Origin of the sequence: Vibrio sp. sp1 (assembly GCF_016920955.1) — a bacterium.
In the GTDB taxonomy this organism is placed as follows: domain Bacteria; phylum Pseudomonadota; class Gammaproteobacteria; order Enterobacterales; family Vibrionaceae; genus Vibrio; species Vibrio alginolyticus.
The window spans coordinates 638,058-654,379 of sequence record NZ_CP060590.1 but is presented as its reverse complement, the minus strand read 5'-3'; the positions used below and the strand labels follow the sequence as shown (position 1 = coordinate 654,379).

11 protein-coding genes are annotated in these 16,322 nt (G+C 44.8%); 5 read left to right on the top strand and 6 right to left on the bottom strand.

Features of this window, described 5'->3' with window-relative positions:
* Positions 1-385 precede the first annotated feature (385 nt).
* Together H9L11_RS18440 and H9L11_RS18435 are read right to left on the bottom strand one after the other, a co-directional pair.
* On the bottom strand, positions 386-2,014 hold the full coding sequence (locus H9L11_RS18440; protein WP_005375120.1) for a methyl-accepting chemotaxis protein: 1,629 nt from the start codon (positions 2,012-2,014) through the stop codon (positions 386-388).
* Between the two features lie 293 nt (positions 2,015-2,307).
* The gene (locus tag H9L11_RS18435; RefSeq protein ID WP_005375118.1) at positions 2,308-4,668 is read right to left on the bottom strand and encodes an ATP-binding protein; all 2,361 of its coding nucleotides are present in this window, start codon (positions 4,666-4,668) and stop codon (positions 2,308-2,310) included.
* Between the two features lie 187 nt (positions 4,669-4,855).
* Between H9L11_RS18435 and H9L11_RS18430 the strand changes: the two genes are divergently transcribed.
* Positions 4,856-5,353: a hypothetical protein gene (locus H9L11_RS18430; RefSeq protein WP_005375116.1), complete on the top strand. Its 498-nt coding sequence runs from the start codon at positions 4,856-4,858 to the stop codon at positions 5,351-5,353.
* An 85-nt stretch (positions 5,354-5,438) separates the two neighbouring features.
* Positions 5,439-7,070 (top strand): ABC transporter ATP-binding protein, encoded by a 1,632-nt coding sequence (locus tag H9L11_RS18425; protein ID WP_005375114.1) that lies wholly within the window; start codon positions 5,439-5,441, stop codon positions 7,068-7,070.
* Positions 7,071-7,312: 242 nt separating this feature from the next.
* On the opposite strand, the gene H9L11_RS18420 is transcribed toward H9L11_RS18425, so the two are convergent.
* Positions 7,313-9,346, bottom strand: coding sequence for a prolyl oligopeptidase family serine peptidase (locus H9L11_RS18420; RefSeq protein ID WP_205391366.1), 2,034 nt, complete (start codon positions 9,344-9,346; stop codon positions 7,313-7,315).
* Positions 9,347-9,466: 120 nt separating this feature from the next.
* Positions 9,467-10,366, bottom strand: coding sequence for a LysR family transcriptional regulator (locus H9L11_RS18415; protein WP_205391365.1), 900 nt, complete (start codon positions 10,364-10,366; stop codon positions 9,467-9,469).
* 162 nt (positions 10,367-10,528) lie between these two features.
* Between H9L11_RS18415 and H9L11_RS18410 the strand changes: the two genes are divergently transcribed.
* Both H9L11_RS18410 and lldD read left to right on the top strand, forming a co-directional pair.
* A complete protein-coding gene (locus H9L11_RS18410) occupies positions 10,529-12,220 on the top strand; it encodes an L-lactate permease (RefSeq protein WP_005375111.1) in 1,692 nt (563 codons plus the stop codon).
* A gap of 315 nt (positions 12,221-12,535) precedes the next feature.
* A complete protein-coding gene (gene lldD, locus H9L11_RS18405) occupies positions 12,536-13,675 on the top strand; it encodes an FMN-dependent L-lactate dehydrogenase LldD (protein ID WP_205391364.1) in 1,140 nt (379 codons plus the stop codon).
* A gap of 90 nt (positions 13,676-13,765) precedes the next feature.
* On the opposite strand, the gene H9L11_RS18400 is transcribed toward lldD, so the two are convergent.
* Positions 13,766-14,113 carry a helix-turn-helix transcriptional regulator gene (locus tag H9L11_RS18400; protein ID WP_005375109.1) on the bottom strand — a complete coding sequence of 116 codons (348 nt, stop codon included), beginning with the start codon at positions 14,111-14,113 and terminating at the stop codon, positions 13,766-13,768.
* Between the two features lie 301 nt (positions 14,114-14,414).
* Here H9L11_RS18400 and H9L11_RS18395 point away from each other — a divergent pair, with 301 nt between their 5' ends.
* Entirely contained in the window at positions 14,415-15,518 is a 1,104-nt protein-coding gene (locus H9L11_RS18395; protein ID WP_205391363.1) for a mechanosensitive ion channel family protein, read from the top strand.
* 72 nt (positions 15,519-15,590) lie between these two features.
* On the opposite strand, the gene H9L11_RS18390 is transcribed toward H9L11_RS18395, so the two are convergent.
* Complete coding sequence (locus H9L11_RS18390; RefSeq protein ID WP_042521660.1) at positions 15,591-16,310, bottom strand: carbonic anhydrase; 720 nt, start codon at positions 16,308-16,310, stop codon at positions 15,591-15,593.
* Between the last annotated feature and the right edge of the window lie 12 nt (positions 16,311-16,322).

The following is a 16,322-nucleotide window of genomic DNA, read 5'->3' as shown; positions in this document are numbered from 1 at the left end:
TATCATTGTTTTATATGTGTTTTCTCACCAGAAAAACAGGACTTTTCTGTACCAACGAGAAAACTGGCGGCATAGTAGCAGCTGTTATTTTTCACGCAACGTGTTGAATAAACAGCGCTTATAGAAGAAAACACCACTTAAAATGACGATATGAATACCTCTCAACCATCAAGTTATCGGTTGAGTTAAAAAAAATGTTCGCGTCAAAAAAAAATTGACGAAAAAAATGTAAAAACAATATCACAAAACGTGATATTGCCCGCAAAAAAATCTTGTTAACTGACTGTTTTAGATAGACTTATTGATAATAAATCCGATTATTACAAACAAAAAAATCCCTGAGCATTCACTCAGGGATTTAGAGATTTGATAAGTAGATGATGAATTAAAGCTTAAAGAAACTTAATTGCTCTTTCTGCTTCTCTGCAAGTAATGAAAGCTCAGTACTCGCACTTGCACTCTGGCTGATGCCCGCTACGTTTTGGTTTACAAGCTCCGACATGTTAACCACGTTGCGATTGATATCTTGCGTAACTTGAGACTGCTCTTCGGCTGCGGTTGCTACTTGCGTGTTTGAATCGTTGATGTTGGCGACTGACTCGGTAATTCCAACCAACGCTTCATTAGCTTGTTGCGTCAGCTCGTTGTTGCGGCTAAGCATATCAAGGCTGACTTGCATACTGTCATTCGCAAGCCCAGACTGCGCTTGAAGCTCTTCAATGATCGTTTGGATCTCTTGTGTCGAGTCTTGAGTACGCGCTGCTAGCATTCGTACTTCATCAGCTACTACCGCAAAACCACGACCAGACTCACCAGCTCGCGCCGCTTCAATCGCAGCATTCAATGCTAGCAAGTTGGTCTGCTCAGATACGCCGCGAATCACTTCAATAACATCGTTGATCTGTACAGATTGCTCTTTTAGACGCAAAACAACTTGCGCTGCATCGTTCAATGCTTGAGACATTTGCGCACTTGCTTCCGCACTTTCTTGGAAGATAGCCAAACCTGATTGAGCAAGTCCATCAGCTTCACGCGCGGTTGCGTCAGCAGAGGTCGCGTTATCACTCACATTATTCGCAGTGCTTGCAAGCTCGTTAACCGCAGATGCAACTTGCTCGATCTCCGCCAACTCTTGTTGAGCGTTCGCTTCCGCTTGCGTCATTACCGCAGCTAATTCGGTCGATGCAGATGCAACTTCCTCACTAATACGGGTTAACTGGTCCACAGTGTTGTATAACTGCTCTGCGGTTTGGTTTACATCTTTGCTCAGCTTAGAGATCTCATTGTCCCCATCGACATCTGCACGTACTGATAGATTACCCATTGCTAACTGACGCATCACTTCTTGCAGCTTTTGGATTGGTGTAACAATCATGCCAGATAGGAACCAAGCGCCTATCAATGAGAAAGCAAATACCGCTAAAACCGTCAACATAGCGTTATTTTGCACACGTTCATTTTGCTGATGACTTCTGATAGTAGATTGTTCAGCTTGCTCGTTTACATGCTTTGATAGTGTGTTAATTTGTTGGACCATTTCTCGGCCAACATTGCGATACTCTTTGACAAATGCACGGTACTCGCTATCCGATTTCAAACCTTGATCGTATTGGTTGAAGAAAGCAACTGAGCGCTCTGAATATCGCACATAGGATTCAATTGCTTGGCGAACTTTAACGGCATCGTCACGGAATAGGTTTCGGGCTTCAATTGCGCTTAAATCGGCATCAACTTGCTTTAAGCCTTCTTTCAATTCGGTTAGAAAATTCTCACGACGAGAAGCATCGTAAATAGCGTAAACCGCGCTTATGCGCAGAGGGTAAATTTGGTCGTCAATACTCGCCAATGTGTCTTTGTGAAAAACCAAAGATTCTTGGTTGGAAGCAATAACATCTTGCTCTGCTTGAAGATTGTTTTTAGTAATCCAAAGAGCAATAAACAAAACAATCGCGGTAAATAATACCGGAACCAAAATTTGCGTTCGTACTGACAAATTTTTCAGTGATAACTGCATGACAGGGCCTCAGTTGTATGCGTGATGTCTATATCCAAACAAACTCGAGCAGTGCTTATAACAACGTTACTTTTCGGCAGTTTGAATATCTATGCTTCCTTGCGACGGGATAAATCCCAGACGAATAAACAAGTGGCGAATATTAGAGGTCGATCACACTTTTGTCTAGTACAAAAACTCTCCATTTTCAATCTGTTATTGACAATATCCCGACAGTAGCGTCGGGATATTGTCGTTATGATAACTTATGATCACTTATGATGAGATACATTCACATTTAGGACGGTTTCAGCCTATTTTCTCAACGAATTGAGCTTAGCTTGAGCAAGGCCAAAAATGGTATCGATTGGATAAGAACCTTCATCGGTTGGCTCACCAGCAACTTTCCCCGTAAACAATTCGATAGCTTCAGTAACATGGTCAATCGCCCAAATATTAAACTCGCCTTTTTCGACTGCTTTCACGATGTCGGAACGAAGCATTAGATTGTGAACATTAGAGCGCGGAATAATGACTCCCTGCCCGTCATGACGACCTTTAATTACACACACATCATAAAAGCCTTCGATCTTTTCGTTTACGCCACCAATAGGCTGAGCTTGACCAAATTGATTCATCGACCCTGTTATCGCAATGTCTTGTCGGTTTGGTTGCTTTGAAAAAGCAGACACAACCGCACATAACTCAGCCATGCTGGCACTATCACCATCAACACCACCATAAGATTGCTCAAAGGTAATGGTTGTCGTTAATGGCACTCGTGCCGTTTTACCAAATACGGAAGATAAGTAGGCAGACAAAATCATTACGCCCTTAGAGTGAATACTGCCCCCCAAATCCACGCTGCGCTCGATATCGATAACATCCCCATCACCGTAACACGTCGTCGCTGTGATGCGATTCGGTGCACCAAACATGTAGTCACTAGTGCTCAATACCGAAAGTGCGTTCACTTGGCCTACGGCTTCTCCTTCGGTGCGAATCAGCGTTGTGCCGTTAATAAAGGTTTCCATTACGTTATCGCGTAATCGGCTTACTCGCATTTCTTGGTTATTGAGCGCCTCTTCAACATGCCCAATACGGATCATGTTGGAGTTGGCTTGACGAGCAACGTAGTTCGACTCTCGAAGCAAGTTGGCGATATTAGCCGAATGTAGAGATAGCTTGGATTGGTCGCCAGACAAACGTGAGCTGTATTCGATGATCCGAGCAATGGCTTTGCGATCGCAATGCAGCATATTGTTGTCATGCACCACGCTAGAGATAAAGCGCGCGTAATGCAGCTCAGACTCCGGCGTACGTTTCATTTCGTCTTCGAAATCTGCCGTCACACGGAACAACTCGCTGAACTCTGGATCGTAATGTTGGAGTAATTGGTAAGTTCGGTAATCACCAAATAAGATAATTTTGATATCAAGCGGAATCGGTTCAGGATCGAGTGATACCGCTCCCGTCAATGTGACTTCTTTTTCTAGAGACGTAAAACTCAATTGACGAGCACGCAATGCGCGCTTCAAACCATCCCAAACGTAAGGCTGTTCAAGTACTTTCTGAGCATCCATTAATAGAACGCCGCCATTCGCCTTATGCAAGCTCCCTGCACGAATCAGCGAGAAGTCGGTAAACACCGTTCCCTTGAAAGTGGCAGTCTCAATCGACCCGAAGAGTGAATGATAGTTGGGATTTTCTTCAACAACGATAGGAAATTCGCTGCTTTTACGGCTTACCAAGACATTCACTTTATAACGACGTGGCAATTTTTTATCCAAGGATGCCGTCGCAATTTCGCCTTGCTCGCCACTTTGGTCAAGGAAGATATCTGCGTTTTCAACAATATCTTTTTGCAGCTCAGTTAAGTAGGTTTTGATTTCGGAATATTGCGCGTAATCCACTTTGAGTTTTTTGATGAAGTGAGTAATCACATCAAGCGTCACTTCATCATTGAGCTTTTTGATTTTATCGCTGTATGTCTCTTCCCACTCCGTAAGCTCACGAACCATCGAGCGCAATCGCACTTCGAGTTCATCAATAGCATCGCTGAATTGCTCTTGTTCTTTTTTGCTTAGTACATCAAAAGACTCTTCCGTATGAAGCTCATCACCGTTCATGGCGACAAACTGATAATCCCCCTGCGTAGTCAGTGTTAGGCTGATGCCCTTTTCTTTTGCCTCTCGACTAATACGATCCAGCTCGTTTTGTTGCTTAGCTGCCAATTGATTTTTTAATCGCTCAGCGCGGCTAAAGTACATTTCATTGTCGAATGCTAGGGGTAAAGCATTTAATAATTTGCCCATTAAAGCTTCAATATCAACACGTAGCTTATTTCCGATACCACAAGGCAGCTTTAATACCTTTGGTGTACGGGTATCCTCAAAGTTCGCAACGTAACACCAATCAAACAGGGCTGCTGCATCGTGCTGGTGACGATTCAGATAGCGCAAGATCATGGTGCGTTTACCTAGCCCATTCTGACCAATGGCGTAGATGTTATACCCTTTCTCTTTGATGGACATCGCAAACTCGACCGCTTTTTGCGCGCGCTCTTGGCCCACGATTTCATCAATTGGAGGTAACTCCTTGGTCGACTTACATGGCATATTCTCTAGATCTGCTACAGAATATAGCTGCTTAGCTTCCAATCTTAGTATTGCCATATCCACTTCCTTTTTTCTTATTTTCGTTATTTGAGTGTAGAGATTATTTGCTTAATTTTAAGTGATTTACCTTCCACCCTAGATTGATTGGACATTTTATGAACACATAAGTGATATTAACACGCACTTGCAATTGATAATCAATTTCATTTAATATCTAAACAAATCAAATGTTGTGGAGATGGATATGAATATTGAGCAATGCTGGATGCGCTACTTAAAAGCGGAGCAACTGATGGAACAAGGCCATTGGCCAGAAGCTCATCGTTTATATGACGACGTGCTCAACAATCTACCCAACCACATTCATCTAGCGCTAGAAAATGCACAAACTAAACCTTGCCAGTTTGTATGTCTCATTACGGGGCTTAGAGATGCCAGCGTGACGCAATCAGAGATTCTCAACAAACTCGGCTTACAGCATGATGCGTTCTCAATACTCAATCAAACTTACGCGCTATTTCAATTTTTGCAGCTAGAGAGCCATGAACTGATTGAGCGCGTAGGTCACCTACTTGGTCAACAGAGCGAAGACTTGTTAGCTCACATGGCGGCATTTTGCTCTGCCCAACGTAATGCTCAATGGATGATAGAACTCGAGCACGTAACGCGCGCACATGAGCAGTTCTTACATTTGCAAGCAATGAGTTCGGCAAAATCTTCGCCTTCTCACCTGTATAATTAATCTAAAGCTCAAGCATTGAGGACAACTAGGTTTGTGCTGTCCATTACTTGAGTATCATTTGCTTTATCAACCACAAGGATCTGTGATGTCTTCTAAAACCATTCTTTCGGTGAACAACCTATCAGTCAGCTTTACGACAAACGATGGTATCGTCGATGCAGTAAAGAATGTTAGCTTCGATTTAAAAGCAGGCGAGACGCTGTCCATCGTTGGCGAATCTGGCTCTGGCAAGTCAGTATCAACCAATGCACTGATGAAACTACTGCCAGACAACGCTATTTTGCATGAAAGCTCATCCATCATGTTTGAGGGTAGCTCCATCTTGGATAAAACAGAGCGTGAAATGCAAAGTATTCGCGGTGATCGCATTGGCATGATTTTTCAAGAGCCGATGACCTCACTAAACCCGTACATGCGGGTGGGTATCCAAGTCGCTGAGGCCATCATGTGTCACCGCCCGGTCGACAAACGAACAGCAAAAGCAAAGGTGTTAGAGCTGTTTGAATTGGTTCATATGCCAAACCCAGAAAAAGCGTACAACAAGTACCCACACGAATTTTCTGGTGGTCAATTGCAACGTATCATGATTGCGATGGCACTGATTAACGAGCCCGATATTTTGATCGCCGACGAACCAACAACGGCGTTGGATGTCACGGTTCAAGCAGAAGTGTTGCACCTGATTAAAGAAATTCAGGCTCAGATGGGCATGGCAATCCTATTTATTACTCATGACTTAGGCGTCGTAAAACACTTTGCAGACCGTGTCATTGTGATGTGTAAAGGAGAAGTCGTCGAAGAAGGCGAAACACAAACACTCTTCAAGGACCCAAAGCACGAATACACACGTATGCTAATCAATTCGATTCCTAAAGGCAGTAAGGAGCCTATTAGCGAAAGTGCTACGCAGCTGTTAAAGGCTGACGATATACGAGTCAAATTCTTGGTAAAGTCGCATTTTATTGCGAGCAAGAATGAGTACTTCGAAGCGGTAAAAGGCATTTCTCTTGAGCTTAAACAAGGAGAGACCCTCGGGATCGTTGGGGAGTCCGGTTCAGGTAAGTCTACACTCGGCCGAGCTTTGATAGGTCTACTGCCCTCAACTGGCAAAATAGAATATAAAGGCCAAGATATGGCCTTGCTGACAAACAAAGAACGTTTTGAGCTGAAAAAAGACGTTCAGATGGTATTCCAAGACCCTTATGGTTCGCTTTCTCCTCGTATGACTATCGGCGAGATCATCACTGAAGGATTAACTGTCCACCAGCCAATGTTGAGTAAAAAAGAACGTATGCAGAAAGCACGCGACGTGCTTCGAGAGGTTCGCTTAGATCCCGCGTCCATCAACCGTTATCCACACGAGTTTTCGGGAGGCCAGCGTCAGCGTATTGCTATCGCGCGAGCACTAATTCTTGAGCCTTCGTTTATTTTGCTTGATGAGCCAACCTCTGCATTGGACCGCTCGGTTCAACTGACTGTGATTGATCTCCTGAAAGATTTGCAGAAAAAACACAATATTGGCTACTTGTTTATTAGCCACGATCTATCAGTAGTTAAAGCACTCTCTGATCGTGTTCTAGTCATGCAAAAGGGCGAGGTCATGGAACAAGGTACGGCCGAAAAGATTTTCCAAAACCCTAAAAATGACTACACGAAAAAACTGATAGATGCCTCATTTGATCTTGAAAACAGTGAAAATCAGCACAATGCGGCTTAGGTTCATCACAGTTTCATATTCATAAACTAGGATTAAGAAAAGGTGATAAATTCATCTTGTCTTAAGAATGGCGTAGCTGCCTTTCGGTTTGGCCGCCGAGACTGGTTGGTTCAAGAGTCAGACTTAGTCAACCTGGCTCAAATACTGGCAAACAGTATGAATTGAGTTCCCCCAACCATGAAAAATGCCGCGACACTGTCGCGGCATTTTTTTATTCTCAGAAGCTTCGAACAACTAGGGCATTAAATCGACTCAATACCCATATTATGTAACGTAAATGCATACACGTCTGTGGTGAGGTCAATTTGCTTACTCAGCGGCATTCCTGCACCATGACCGGCATTAACATCAATGCGTATCAATACTGGATTAGCGCCTTGCTGCTTGTCTTGCAGCTCCGCAATAAACTTGTACGAATGTGCTGGAACCACACGATCGTCGTGATCGGCGGTTGTCACCAATGTCGCAGGATATTGCACGTTTTCTTTTACATTGTGAACAGGAGAGTAGCCAAGCAAGTATTGGAACATCGCTTCGCTTTGCGAAGACGTGCCATAGTCATACTTCCAGCCTTCTCCAGACGTAAACGTGTGGTAACGCAGCATATCAAGCACACCAACCGCAGGCAGCGCGACTTTGAATAGTTCAGGGCGTTGCGTCATACACGCTCCAACTAACAAACCACCATTAGAACCACCGCGAATCGCTAGGCGATCCGAGCTCGTGTAGTCGTTTTCAATCAGGTATTCCGCCGCCGCAATAAAGTCATCAAACACGTTTTGCTTTTGCTGCTGAGTGCCTGCGTTGTGCCAGGCTTTACCGTATTCACCACCGCCTCGCATGTTGGCGACAGCGTAAATACCACCCAATTCTAGCCAGTTGGCTACATTGCCAGAAAACATTGGAGTGAGGCTGATGTTAAAACCGCCGTAACCATACAACATGGTTGGTGCTCTACCATCAAGTGCAATGCCCTTCTTGTATGAAATGATCATCGGTACTTGCGCGCCGTCTTTTGAGGTGTAAAACACCTGTTTTGATTCATACTCATTACGATCGAACGGTGCCTTTGATTCCTGAAACAGTGTCGATTCACCAGATTCGACATCAAATGAGAAAATCGTCGGAGGCGTCACGTAGTTAGTGAATGTGTAATAAAGTGTGGTTTCTTCTTTTTTACCCGCCAGACCATAAGCCGTGCCTTCTCCCGGCAATTGTACATCTCGAATCCACTCACCTTGGTAGTTAAACTGCTGCACTTTAGAAAGCACATCTACCATATAAGTCGCAAACAGATAACCGCCACCTTTGCTGATTTCTAACGGCTGTTCTTGTTCAGCAATCACGTCAGCCCATTGTTCTGTCTGAGTGTTGTAGCTGACAACTTTGCCATTCGGCGCGTCTAGGTTGGTGTAAAGCAGCAAGGTTGCGTCTTGGCTATCAATTAAGTAGGTGTCGCCTTGCGTTGTATCGCGCAGCGTCACAATTGCCTGTAACTCAGACTGTAAATCAATATAAAACAGACGATTACCCGATGTGGATTCTGCGCCAGAGATAATGAGGAAGCGATCGTCTGTCGTCGTCGTACCAGACACATAACGATGAACTTGCGTATCCAACTCACCAAAAATCACTTTATCTTCAGATTGAGGGGTACCAAGTTCATGATAATAAAGCTTGTGATGCTCAGTTCGAGCAGACAACTCGCTGCCTTGCGGCTTATCGTAGCTTGAGTAATAGAAGCCTTTGCTGCCCAGCCAAGAAATCGACGTAAACTTCGCATCAACAATCTCAGGCTCTAACTGTTCTTTGGTTTCCGTATCAATGACAAAGATCTTACGCCAATCACTACCCCCTTCTGAGATGGAATACGCGACCAAACGGTAGTCTTTAGAGAAGCTGACTTCGCCAAGAGAGGTCGTGCCCTCTTCGGAGAAAGTATTTGGATCAAGGAAAACCTCGGCTTCTCCCTCGCCTTTACGTCGATACAATACGCTTTGGTTTTGCAAACCGTCGTTTTTGTAGAAGTAGGTGTAGTCACCACGTACAAATGGCTGGGAATATTTTTCGTAGTTTTGACTGTTCGCCACTAAGTCACGGATTTGTTGGCGGTACGGTATCTGACCAAGGAAATCGAAGGTGACCGAATTTTGACCCGAAACCCATTGTGCGGTTTCTTCACTTCGATCATCTTCTAACCAGCGATAAGGGTCGGTAATGTCGTGACCAAAATAAGTGTCCACGACAGAATCTTTACGTGTTTTTGGGTAATGCATAACGTCCGTGTTACTCCGTTGTTTTTATTAAGTTGTTTATCTTCAATCGTTTTATTGCGGTGATTACCTTAGAGCACCCAATTTTGATTTCAACGACATTGTTTTAAATCTATGAAGAACCTAGAAATAATGAGATATCGTTAAGTATCGGTCACGAATGTGCTCAATAAGCAGCTTCACTTTGTTCGGTGGTTGACGAGTAAACGGATACACCGCGTAGATACCCAACTTTTTACCTACTAATTCAGGAAAAATATCCACCAGTTGACCATTACGAATATCGTGATACACCAAGCAGCGCGGGACGTAAGCAATACCATGGCCGCCCAGAGCGGCTTTACGTAATGCGGTCGCGTTATCAGTTGAAAAGCAGCCTGATACTTTGACGATGTAATTACCATCTTTTCCTTTAAACTCCCAATCCGTTGCACCTGTGGTTTGGTAAGCGTATTGCAGACAATTGTGCGTGGTGAGATCAATCGGTTCGATCGGTTTCCCATTTTTAGCGATATAAGAAGGGGACGCGCATACCACCCATTGGGAATCGAGAATATGTCGTGCGATCAAACTGGAGTCGGCTAGGTAGCCAGTTCGAATGACTAAGTCGTAACCATCAGCCACTAAATCGACAAAGCGGTTATCCAATGACATGTCCACGGTCAGACCCGGATGAAGGTTACAAAACTCGGCAACAGCATCAGCAAGTATCAAATCTCCAGAGATACACGGCACGGACATTTTTATATGACCGCTCACATTCTCTCCAAAGCCTGCAACAGCATCCATAGCCTCCTGAGTGGCCTGCTTCACATTTTTAGCACTGTGGAGTAACACCTTACCTGCCTCAGTCAAGGTTAATTTGCGCGTTGTTCGATATAATAGCTGAGCCCCTATTTCTTCCTCCAACCTCGCCATTCTTTTGCTAACTACCGAATTTGTAAGGTTATTTGCCTCTGCAACCTTGCTAAAGCTGCCAAGTTCGATTACTTGAGAAAATAGAATTAAGTCGTCTGCTCTCATACCATTATGTCACTTTTGGAATTAATTATTTTCATTATTTCCCTATATCAACAAAAAATAAAGGAGTAAATTCACGCCAAATTAACAAAACCATTACAACAAAAAGTCACCTCTACAGCGGATTGACACCGTTCGAGAAGTCAGCGTACGAAGGATGTACAAATGAGTGAAACCCTACTTGCCCTAGTGGCATTTTCGCCAATTGTTGTTGCCGCCATCTTATTGGTTGGTCTCAACTGGCCTGCTAAAAAAGCCATGCCTGTTGCGTTCGGTCTAACCGTCGCTATCGCACTAATGTTTTGGGATATGTCAGCCAATCGCGTACTGGCCTCCGTATTCCAAGGACTGGGCATTACTGTCTCTGTTCTATGGATCGTGTTTGGTGCCATCTTCTTGCTCAACACTTTAAAACACACTGGAGCGATCACCACAATCCGTAATGGATTTACCGATATTTCGGCTGACCGCCGTGTACAAGCCATCATCATTGCTTGGTGTTTTGGCTCGTTCATTGAAGGCGCCTCTGGGTTCGGTACCCCGGCAGCAATCGCTGCACCACTACTGGTTGCAATCGGCTTTCCTGCGCTAGCCGCTGTCCTAATGGGCATGATGATTCAGTCTACGCCTGTTTCATTCGGCGCGGTAGGCACGCCTATCATCGTAGGTGTAAACAAAGGTTTAGACACCCATAACATCAGTGAGTCGTTGGCCGCACAAGGTGCAACGTGGGAAATGTACCTGCAAGATATCACAGCGCACGTTGCTGTCATTCACGCAGTCGTAGGTACGATGATCCCAGTATTAATGGCGATGATGTTAACACGTTTTTTCGGCAAGAACAGAAGCTGGAGTGAAGGCCTGGATATTCTACCATTTGCGCTATTCGCTGGTGTCTCTTTCACCGTTCCATACGCGTTAACCGGCGTATTCTTGGGCGCAGAGTTCCCTTCACTTATCGGTGGTTTGGTTGGTCTGTCTATCGTTGTTACCGCAGCGAAAAAAGGCTTCTTAGTACCAAAGACTAAGTGGGATTTCGAAAGCGAAGACAAATGGCCTGCAGAGTGGTTAGGCTCGCTAAAAGTCGATCTAAACGATAATCCGGGCAAGCCAATGAGCATCGTAAAAGCTTGGGTTCCATATGTAATGCTGGCAGTTATTCTCGTCGCAAGCCGCGTTAGCCCTGAGCTGAAAGGCTTTGTACAAAGCGTAAGTTTGTCGTTCAGCAACATTCTTGGTGAGACTGGCGTTAGCGCTGCTATTCAGCCGTTATACCTTCCTGGTGGCATTCTGGTGTTTGTCGCACTACTTGCTGCAATGTTACAAAGCGGCAGTGTAAAGCCATTGCGTGAAGCGTTTGGCGAGTCAAGCAAAACACTGATTGGGGCGGGTTTTGTCTTGGTATTTACCATTCCGATGGTTCGTATCTTTATCAACTCAGGCATCAACGGTGCTGACCTAGCAAGTATGCCCGTCACAACCGCAAACTTCGCCTCTGACCTTGTTGGTTCTGCGTTCCCAGCGCTGAGTGCCACCGTTGGTGCACTGGGTGCGTTCATCGCTGGCTCAAACACGGTATCAAATATGATGTTCAGCCAGTTCCAATTCGAAGTGGCACAAACGTTGTCTATTTCGAGTGTGATTGTTGTATCACTCCAGGCCGTCGGTGCTGCTGCAGGTAACATGATTGCGATTCACAACGTTGTTGCCGCATCAGCCACGGTAGGTTTGCTTGGTCGAGAAGGCGCAACATTGCGTAAAACGATTATCCCTACGTTCTACTACATTGTAATGACAGGCATTATTGGATTGGTGCTGATTTATGGCTTCCAAATGACAGATGTCTTAATGAAGTAACGCGAAATGCAGGGTTTACAGCCCTGCCTAATTTGACACAGCTGTCTGCACTACTACCCCGACATGTTGATTTAGCTTGCTACATCAATTCCCCCGACAGCTGTGTCACCCTTTCCAGTTTGCATAACTGATTGAGTGATTTAATAAAATTTTTCAACCAATTATGTAAATGGGTTACCAACATCACCGATTCAAACGTAAGTGAACCATAGGTAACTATACTCATTTTGATGTCTTCACTGCTTTGCGATGAAGGCTCAACGAAAGAGCAAATTGCTCCACAACTTTGCTTAGAATAACCGCTAGGACACCATTATGATTATCTCAGCTTCTACTGACTACCGCGCTGCCGCGAAAGCCAAGCTTCCCCCGTTTCTATTCCATTATATTGATGGCGGCTCTTACGACGAACGCACGCTGAAGCGTAATACTGACGATTTAGGTGATGTCGCTCTTCGCCAACGCGTCCTACGCGATATGACAGATTTGAGCCTCGAAACCGAGATCTTCGGTGAGAAACTGGCAATGCCAATCGCGCTAGCTCCTGTTGGTCTAACTGGTATGTACGCGCGCCGAGGCGAAGTGCAAGCAGCAAAAGCAGCCGAGAAAAAAGGCATCCCGTTTACTATGTCGACTGTTTCGGTTTGTCCGATTGAAGAAGTCGCACCTGCAATTGAACGTCCAATGTGGTTCCAGCTTTACGTACTTAAAGACCGTGGCTTTATGAAGAACGTGCTTGAGCGTGCAAAAGCTGCTGGAGTCACAACGCTGGTGTTTACCGTTGATATGCCAGTTCCTGGCGCGCGTTACCGTGACATGCACTCAGGTATGAGTGGCCCTAACGCAGCCATGCGTCGTGTATTCCAGGCGATGCGCCACCCAAGCTGGGCACTGGATGTGGGTCTACTTGGTAAACCGCACGACTTAGGTAATATCTCAACTTATCGTGGTGAACCAACAAAGCTAGAAGATTACATCGGCTGGTTAGGCGCAAACTTCGACCCTTCTATCTCCTGGAAAGATCTTGAGTGGATTCGTGATTTTTGGGATGGCCCAATGCTTATCAAAGGCATTCTAGATGAAGAAGACGCGAAAGATGCGGTACGTTTCGGCGCGGATGGCATTGTGGTATCTAACCATGGTGGCCGTCAGTTAGATGGCGTACTTTCAAGTGCTAAAGCACTACCAAGCATTGCTGATGCAGTAAAAGGTGATCTTAAGATCTTCGTAGACTCTGGTATTCGTACTGGTCTTGATGTCGTTCGTATGCTCGCACTTGGTGCAGACTGTACGCTTCTTGGCCGTTCATTTGTGTACGCATTGGCAGCACAAGGCGGAGCAGGCGTTGAAAATCTACTGGATCTGTACGATAAAGAAATGCGTGTAGCAATGACGCTGACTGGCGCTAAGTCTATCGCGGATCTTTCACGCGATTCGCTAGTGAAAATCCCATAATCTTTGCGAGCGAGCAAAACAGAAACGAAAAAACGAGCCAACAGTGGCTCGTTTTTTATTGCTCTTCAACCCGATAATTTGACGAGCAAGCTAGCTAACTTGGTGAACGTACTCGATCACGACTTGGTTTCCGTCGATAAACACGTTACTGATATCACCATCCACCGTCACACGATTTTGTAAATAAACGGTACCAGATGCAGATAGATCACGCTCCGTCAAAGACGGAATCACCTGACCAGGACGTACATGTAGCTGCTCGCATAGCTGTTTTACAAAACCTAGCGTCAGTGGAGAATTACCACGTAACAAGCCAGAAAACTCGTGTAGACTCAAACCAAGGCGCTTAGCCATTTCCATTTGAGTGATGTGCATTTTGGCTTTTTGTGACATCCAGATGTCGTAGAGCGCGTTTCGATCCAGCTCTGTAAATTCCATATCTGCCTCCGCTAATTCAAGAGCCAATACACTCTCACACTTACTTAAGATAAATGTTAGCGATAAGTCAGAGAAGTTATAATTGATCGTCCAAATATCAACCCTCAATCATTGGTAGCGTACCTCTGAACATGCATGAGGCGGTCGCTCAACAGAACATTGAGGTGACTCTCTTGTCATCGGAAGGAAAAGTCCATCTCGGACGGTTTAGACATAAGTAAATGATTTAAAGGAAATCACTGGGGTGAAGGAGTAATATCTGCTACCTTTCCTTCCATGGTTCACTAGAAATAAGTTACATATGCCACAGTGGTTTACCGAATTACAAAGCTACATTGAAACGTCTCATCAAAATTGGAGTGGAAGCGTCCTTTTCATTACGCTCGCTAGCTTTATAGCTTGGATAGCTTGGCGGCTGATCCGCTCTCGCCTCGCTGCGCTCGTAGAGAAAACGCCCTTCCACTGGGATGACATGTTGCTTGATGCGCTAAAAGCGCCAGTCAGTACACTCATTTGGTGTTGGCCAGCAACCGTCTCTATCGGCATCATATTAGAGAGCGAGCTCAACGATAAAATAAACTGGTTAAGTACGCTGAAACTGATTTTAATCATCAGCATCTTCGTATGGACCGTTATGCGGCTCATTACCAATGTTGAAGAGCATGTTCTCGAACAAAAGAACCGAGATGAAACAACAGTACAAGCGATAGCTAAGGTTGCGCGCCTGTTCTTTATTACCGTCGGAATTCTAACCGTAATGCAGGCATTTGGTCTGTCACTATCGGGCCTACTTACCTTCGGTGGTGTTGGTGGTTTGATCGTCGGTTTAGCGGCGAAGGATTTGCTGTCTAACTTTTTTGGAGGTCTTATGATCTACTTCGATCGTCCATTTAAAGTTGGCGATTGGATCCGTTCTCCAGACCGACAAATAGAGGGGACGGTAGAACCCATTGGCTGGCGTATGACCATTATCCGAACTTTCGATAAGCGTCCACTGTATGTGCCAAACTCAGTGTTTAGCAGCATTGTCGTAGAAAACCCATCTCGCATGCTGAACCGACGTATCTACGAAAAAATTGGACTTCGTTACGACGATGCTGAAAAAATGCCGCAAATTATCACCGCGGTAAAAGAAATGCTGAAAAATCACAAAGACATTGATGCACGCCAAACACTTATCGTCAACTTCGATACATTCGGTCCATCATCATTGCACTTCTTTATCTATACCTTTACTAAAACCGTGAATTGGGTGAGATACCATGAGGTTAAGCAGGACATACTGCTTAAGGTAATCAACATCATTAAAGAACACGATGCAGATATCGCGTTCCCTACTCAGACGCTTAAGCTTGATCCTATACAAATGGTAAAAGCGGAAGAGCAAGAAGATCACGGCTTCTAGTTCTCACCAATACCCAAATAATCAAGCCCGCTGTGTTTAAGCGGGCTTTTTATTTTTCTTCGCATGAAGTGGTTATTGTTGCGTTAACACCATACGTGCATTCAGCGGTTGGATTGGGCGATTGTTTTTCCCCATTACTTCCGAAAAAGATTTTATCTGCTCAGGAGAAATAGTTTGTGCTTCTTTCATCACGAACCAACGTACACCTTCAGAGCATGGCGGTGTCGTTAGTGAGCCGTTAAAGCGGTAGTAGTCTTTATCACTTGGGATAAGGGCATCAGCATCAAATGGAACCTTGATGGTAACATCTTGATCTTTAGTTGGAATGTTAGCTAGCATCTTAGCTAGATCTGGGTTCGCGTCACCCAGTTTAAAGAACACCGCGACAACAGCTAGATGACCTACTTTGTCGGCATGCACAAAGTGTGCTTCTAGAGGGTATTCTTTACCGTCCACATGGTTTTCAGATGGCGTATGGAAGTGGAACTGTTTCAACGTAAACTCTTTCCCATCAATGGTGAGTGTGTTTTTACCTTCTAAACCAGTCTGTAAAGTGTGACCGTTGTTCAGCAGTGAAATTGCCTTACCTTCGTAGTCGAAATTCAATTTTTCTAGCTTCGCTTCGGTCGCCGATTCAATGTTGATTGGGCTCTGGTTTTGACCTTTTGCGCACTCAGATGCAAACTCACCCCAATGAGCTGGCCCATGGTTTCCCTCGTAGCCCCAGCTTGCTGCATAAGCTGTTCCTGTAAATACCAGCGCCAAACCTAGTGTTGTTAGTGACTTCTTCATCATTTTCCTTAT

Coding starts and splice junctions, on each gene's coding strand:
- H9L11_RS18440 (WP_005375120.1), bottom strand. CDS start 2,014: ATGCAGTTATCACTGAAAAATTTGTCAGTACGAACGCAAATTTTGGTT.
- H9L11_RS18435 (WP_005375118.1), bottom strand. CDS start 4,668: ATGGCAATACTAAGATTGGAAGCTAAGCAGCTATATTCTGTAGCAGAT.
- H9L11_RS18430 (WP_005375116.1), top strand. CDS start 4,856: ATGAATATTGAGCAATGCTGGATGCGCTACTTAAAAGCGGAGCAACTG.
- H9L11_RS18425 (WP_005375114.1), top strand. CDS start 5,439: ATGTCTTCTAAAACCATTCTTTCGGTGAACAACCTATCAGTCAGCTTT.
- H9L11_RS18420 (WP_205391366.1), bottom strand. CDS start 9,346: ATGCATTACCCAAAAACACGTAAAGATTCTGTCGTGGACACTTATTTT.
- H9L11_RS18415 (WP_205391365.1), bottom strand. CDS start 10,366: ATGAGAGCAGACGACTTAATTCTATTTTCTCAAGTAATCGAACTTGGC.
- H9L11_RS18410 (WP_005375111.1), top strand. CDS start 10,529: ATGAGTGAAACCCTACTTGCCCTAGTGGCATTTTCGCCAATTGTTGTT.
- lldD (WP_205391364.1), top strand. CDS start 12,536: ATGATTATCTCAGCTTCTACTGACTACCGCGCTGCCGCGAAAGCCAAG.
- H9L11_RS18400 (WP_005375109.1), bottom strand. CDS start 14,113: ATGGAATTTACAGAGCTGGATCGAAACGCGCTCTACGACATCTGGATG.
- H9L11_RS18395 (WP_205391363.1), top strand. CDS start 14,415: ATGCCACAGTGGTTTACCGAATTACAAAGCTACATTGAAACGTCTCAT.
- H9L11_RS18390 (WP_042521660.1), bottom strand. CDS start 16,310: ATGAAGAAGTCACTAACAACACTAGGTTTGGCGCTGGTATTTACAGGA.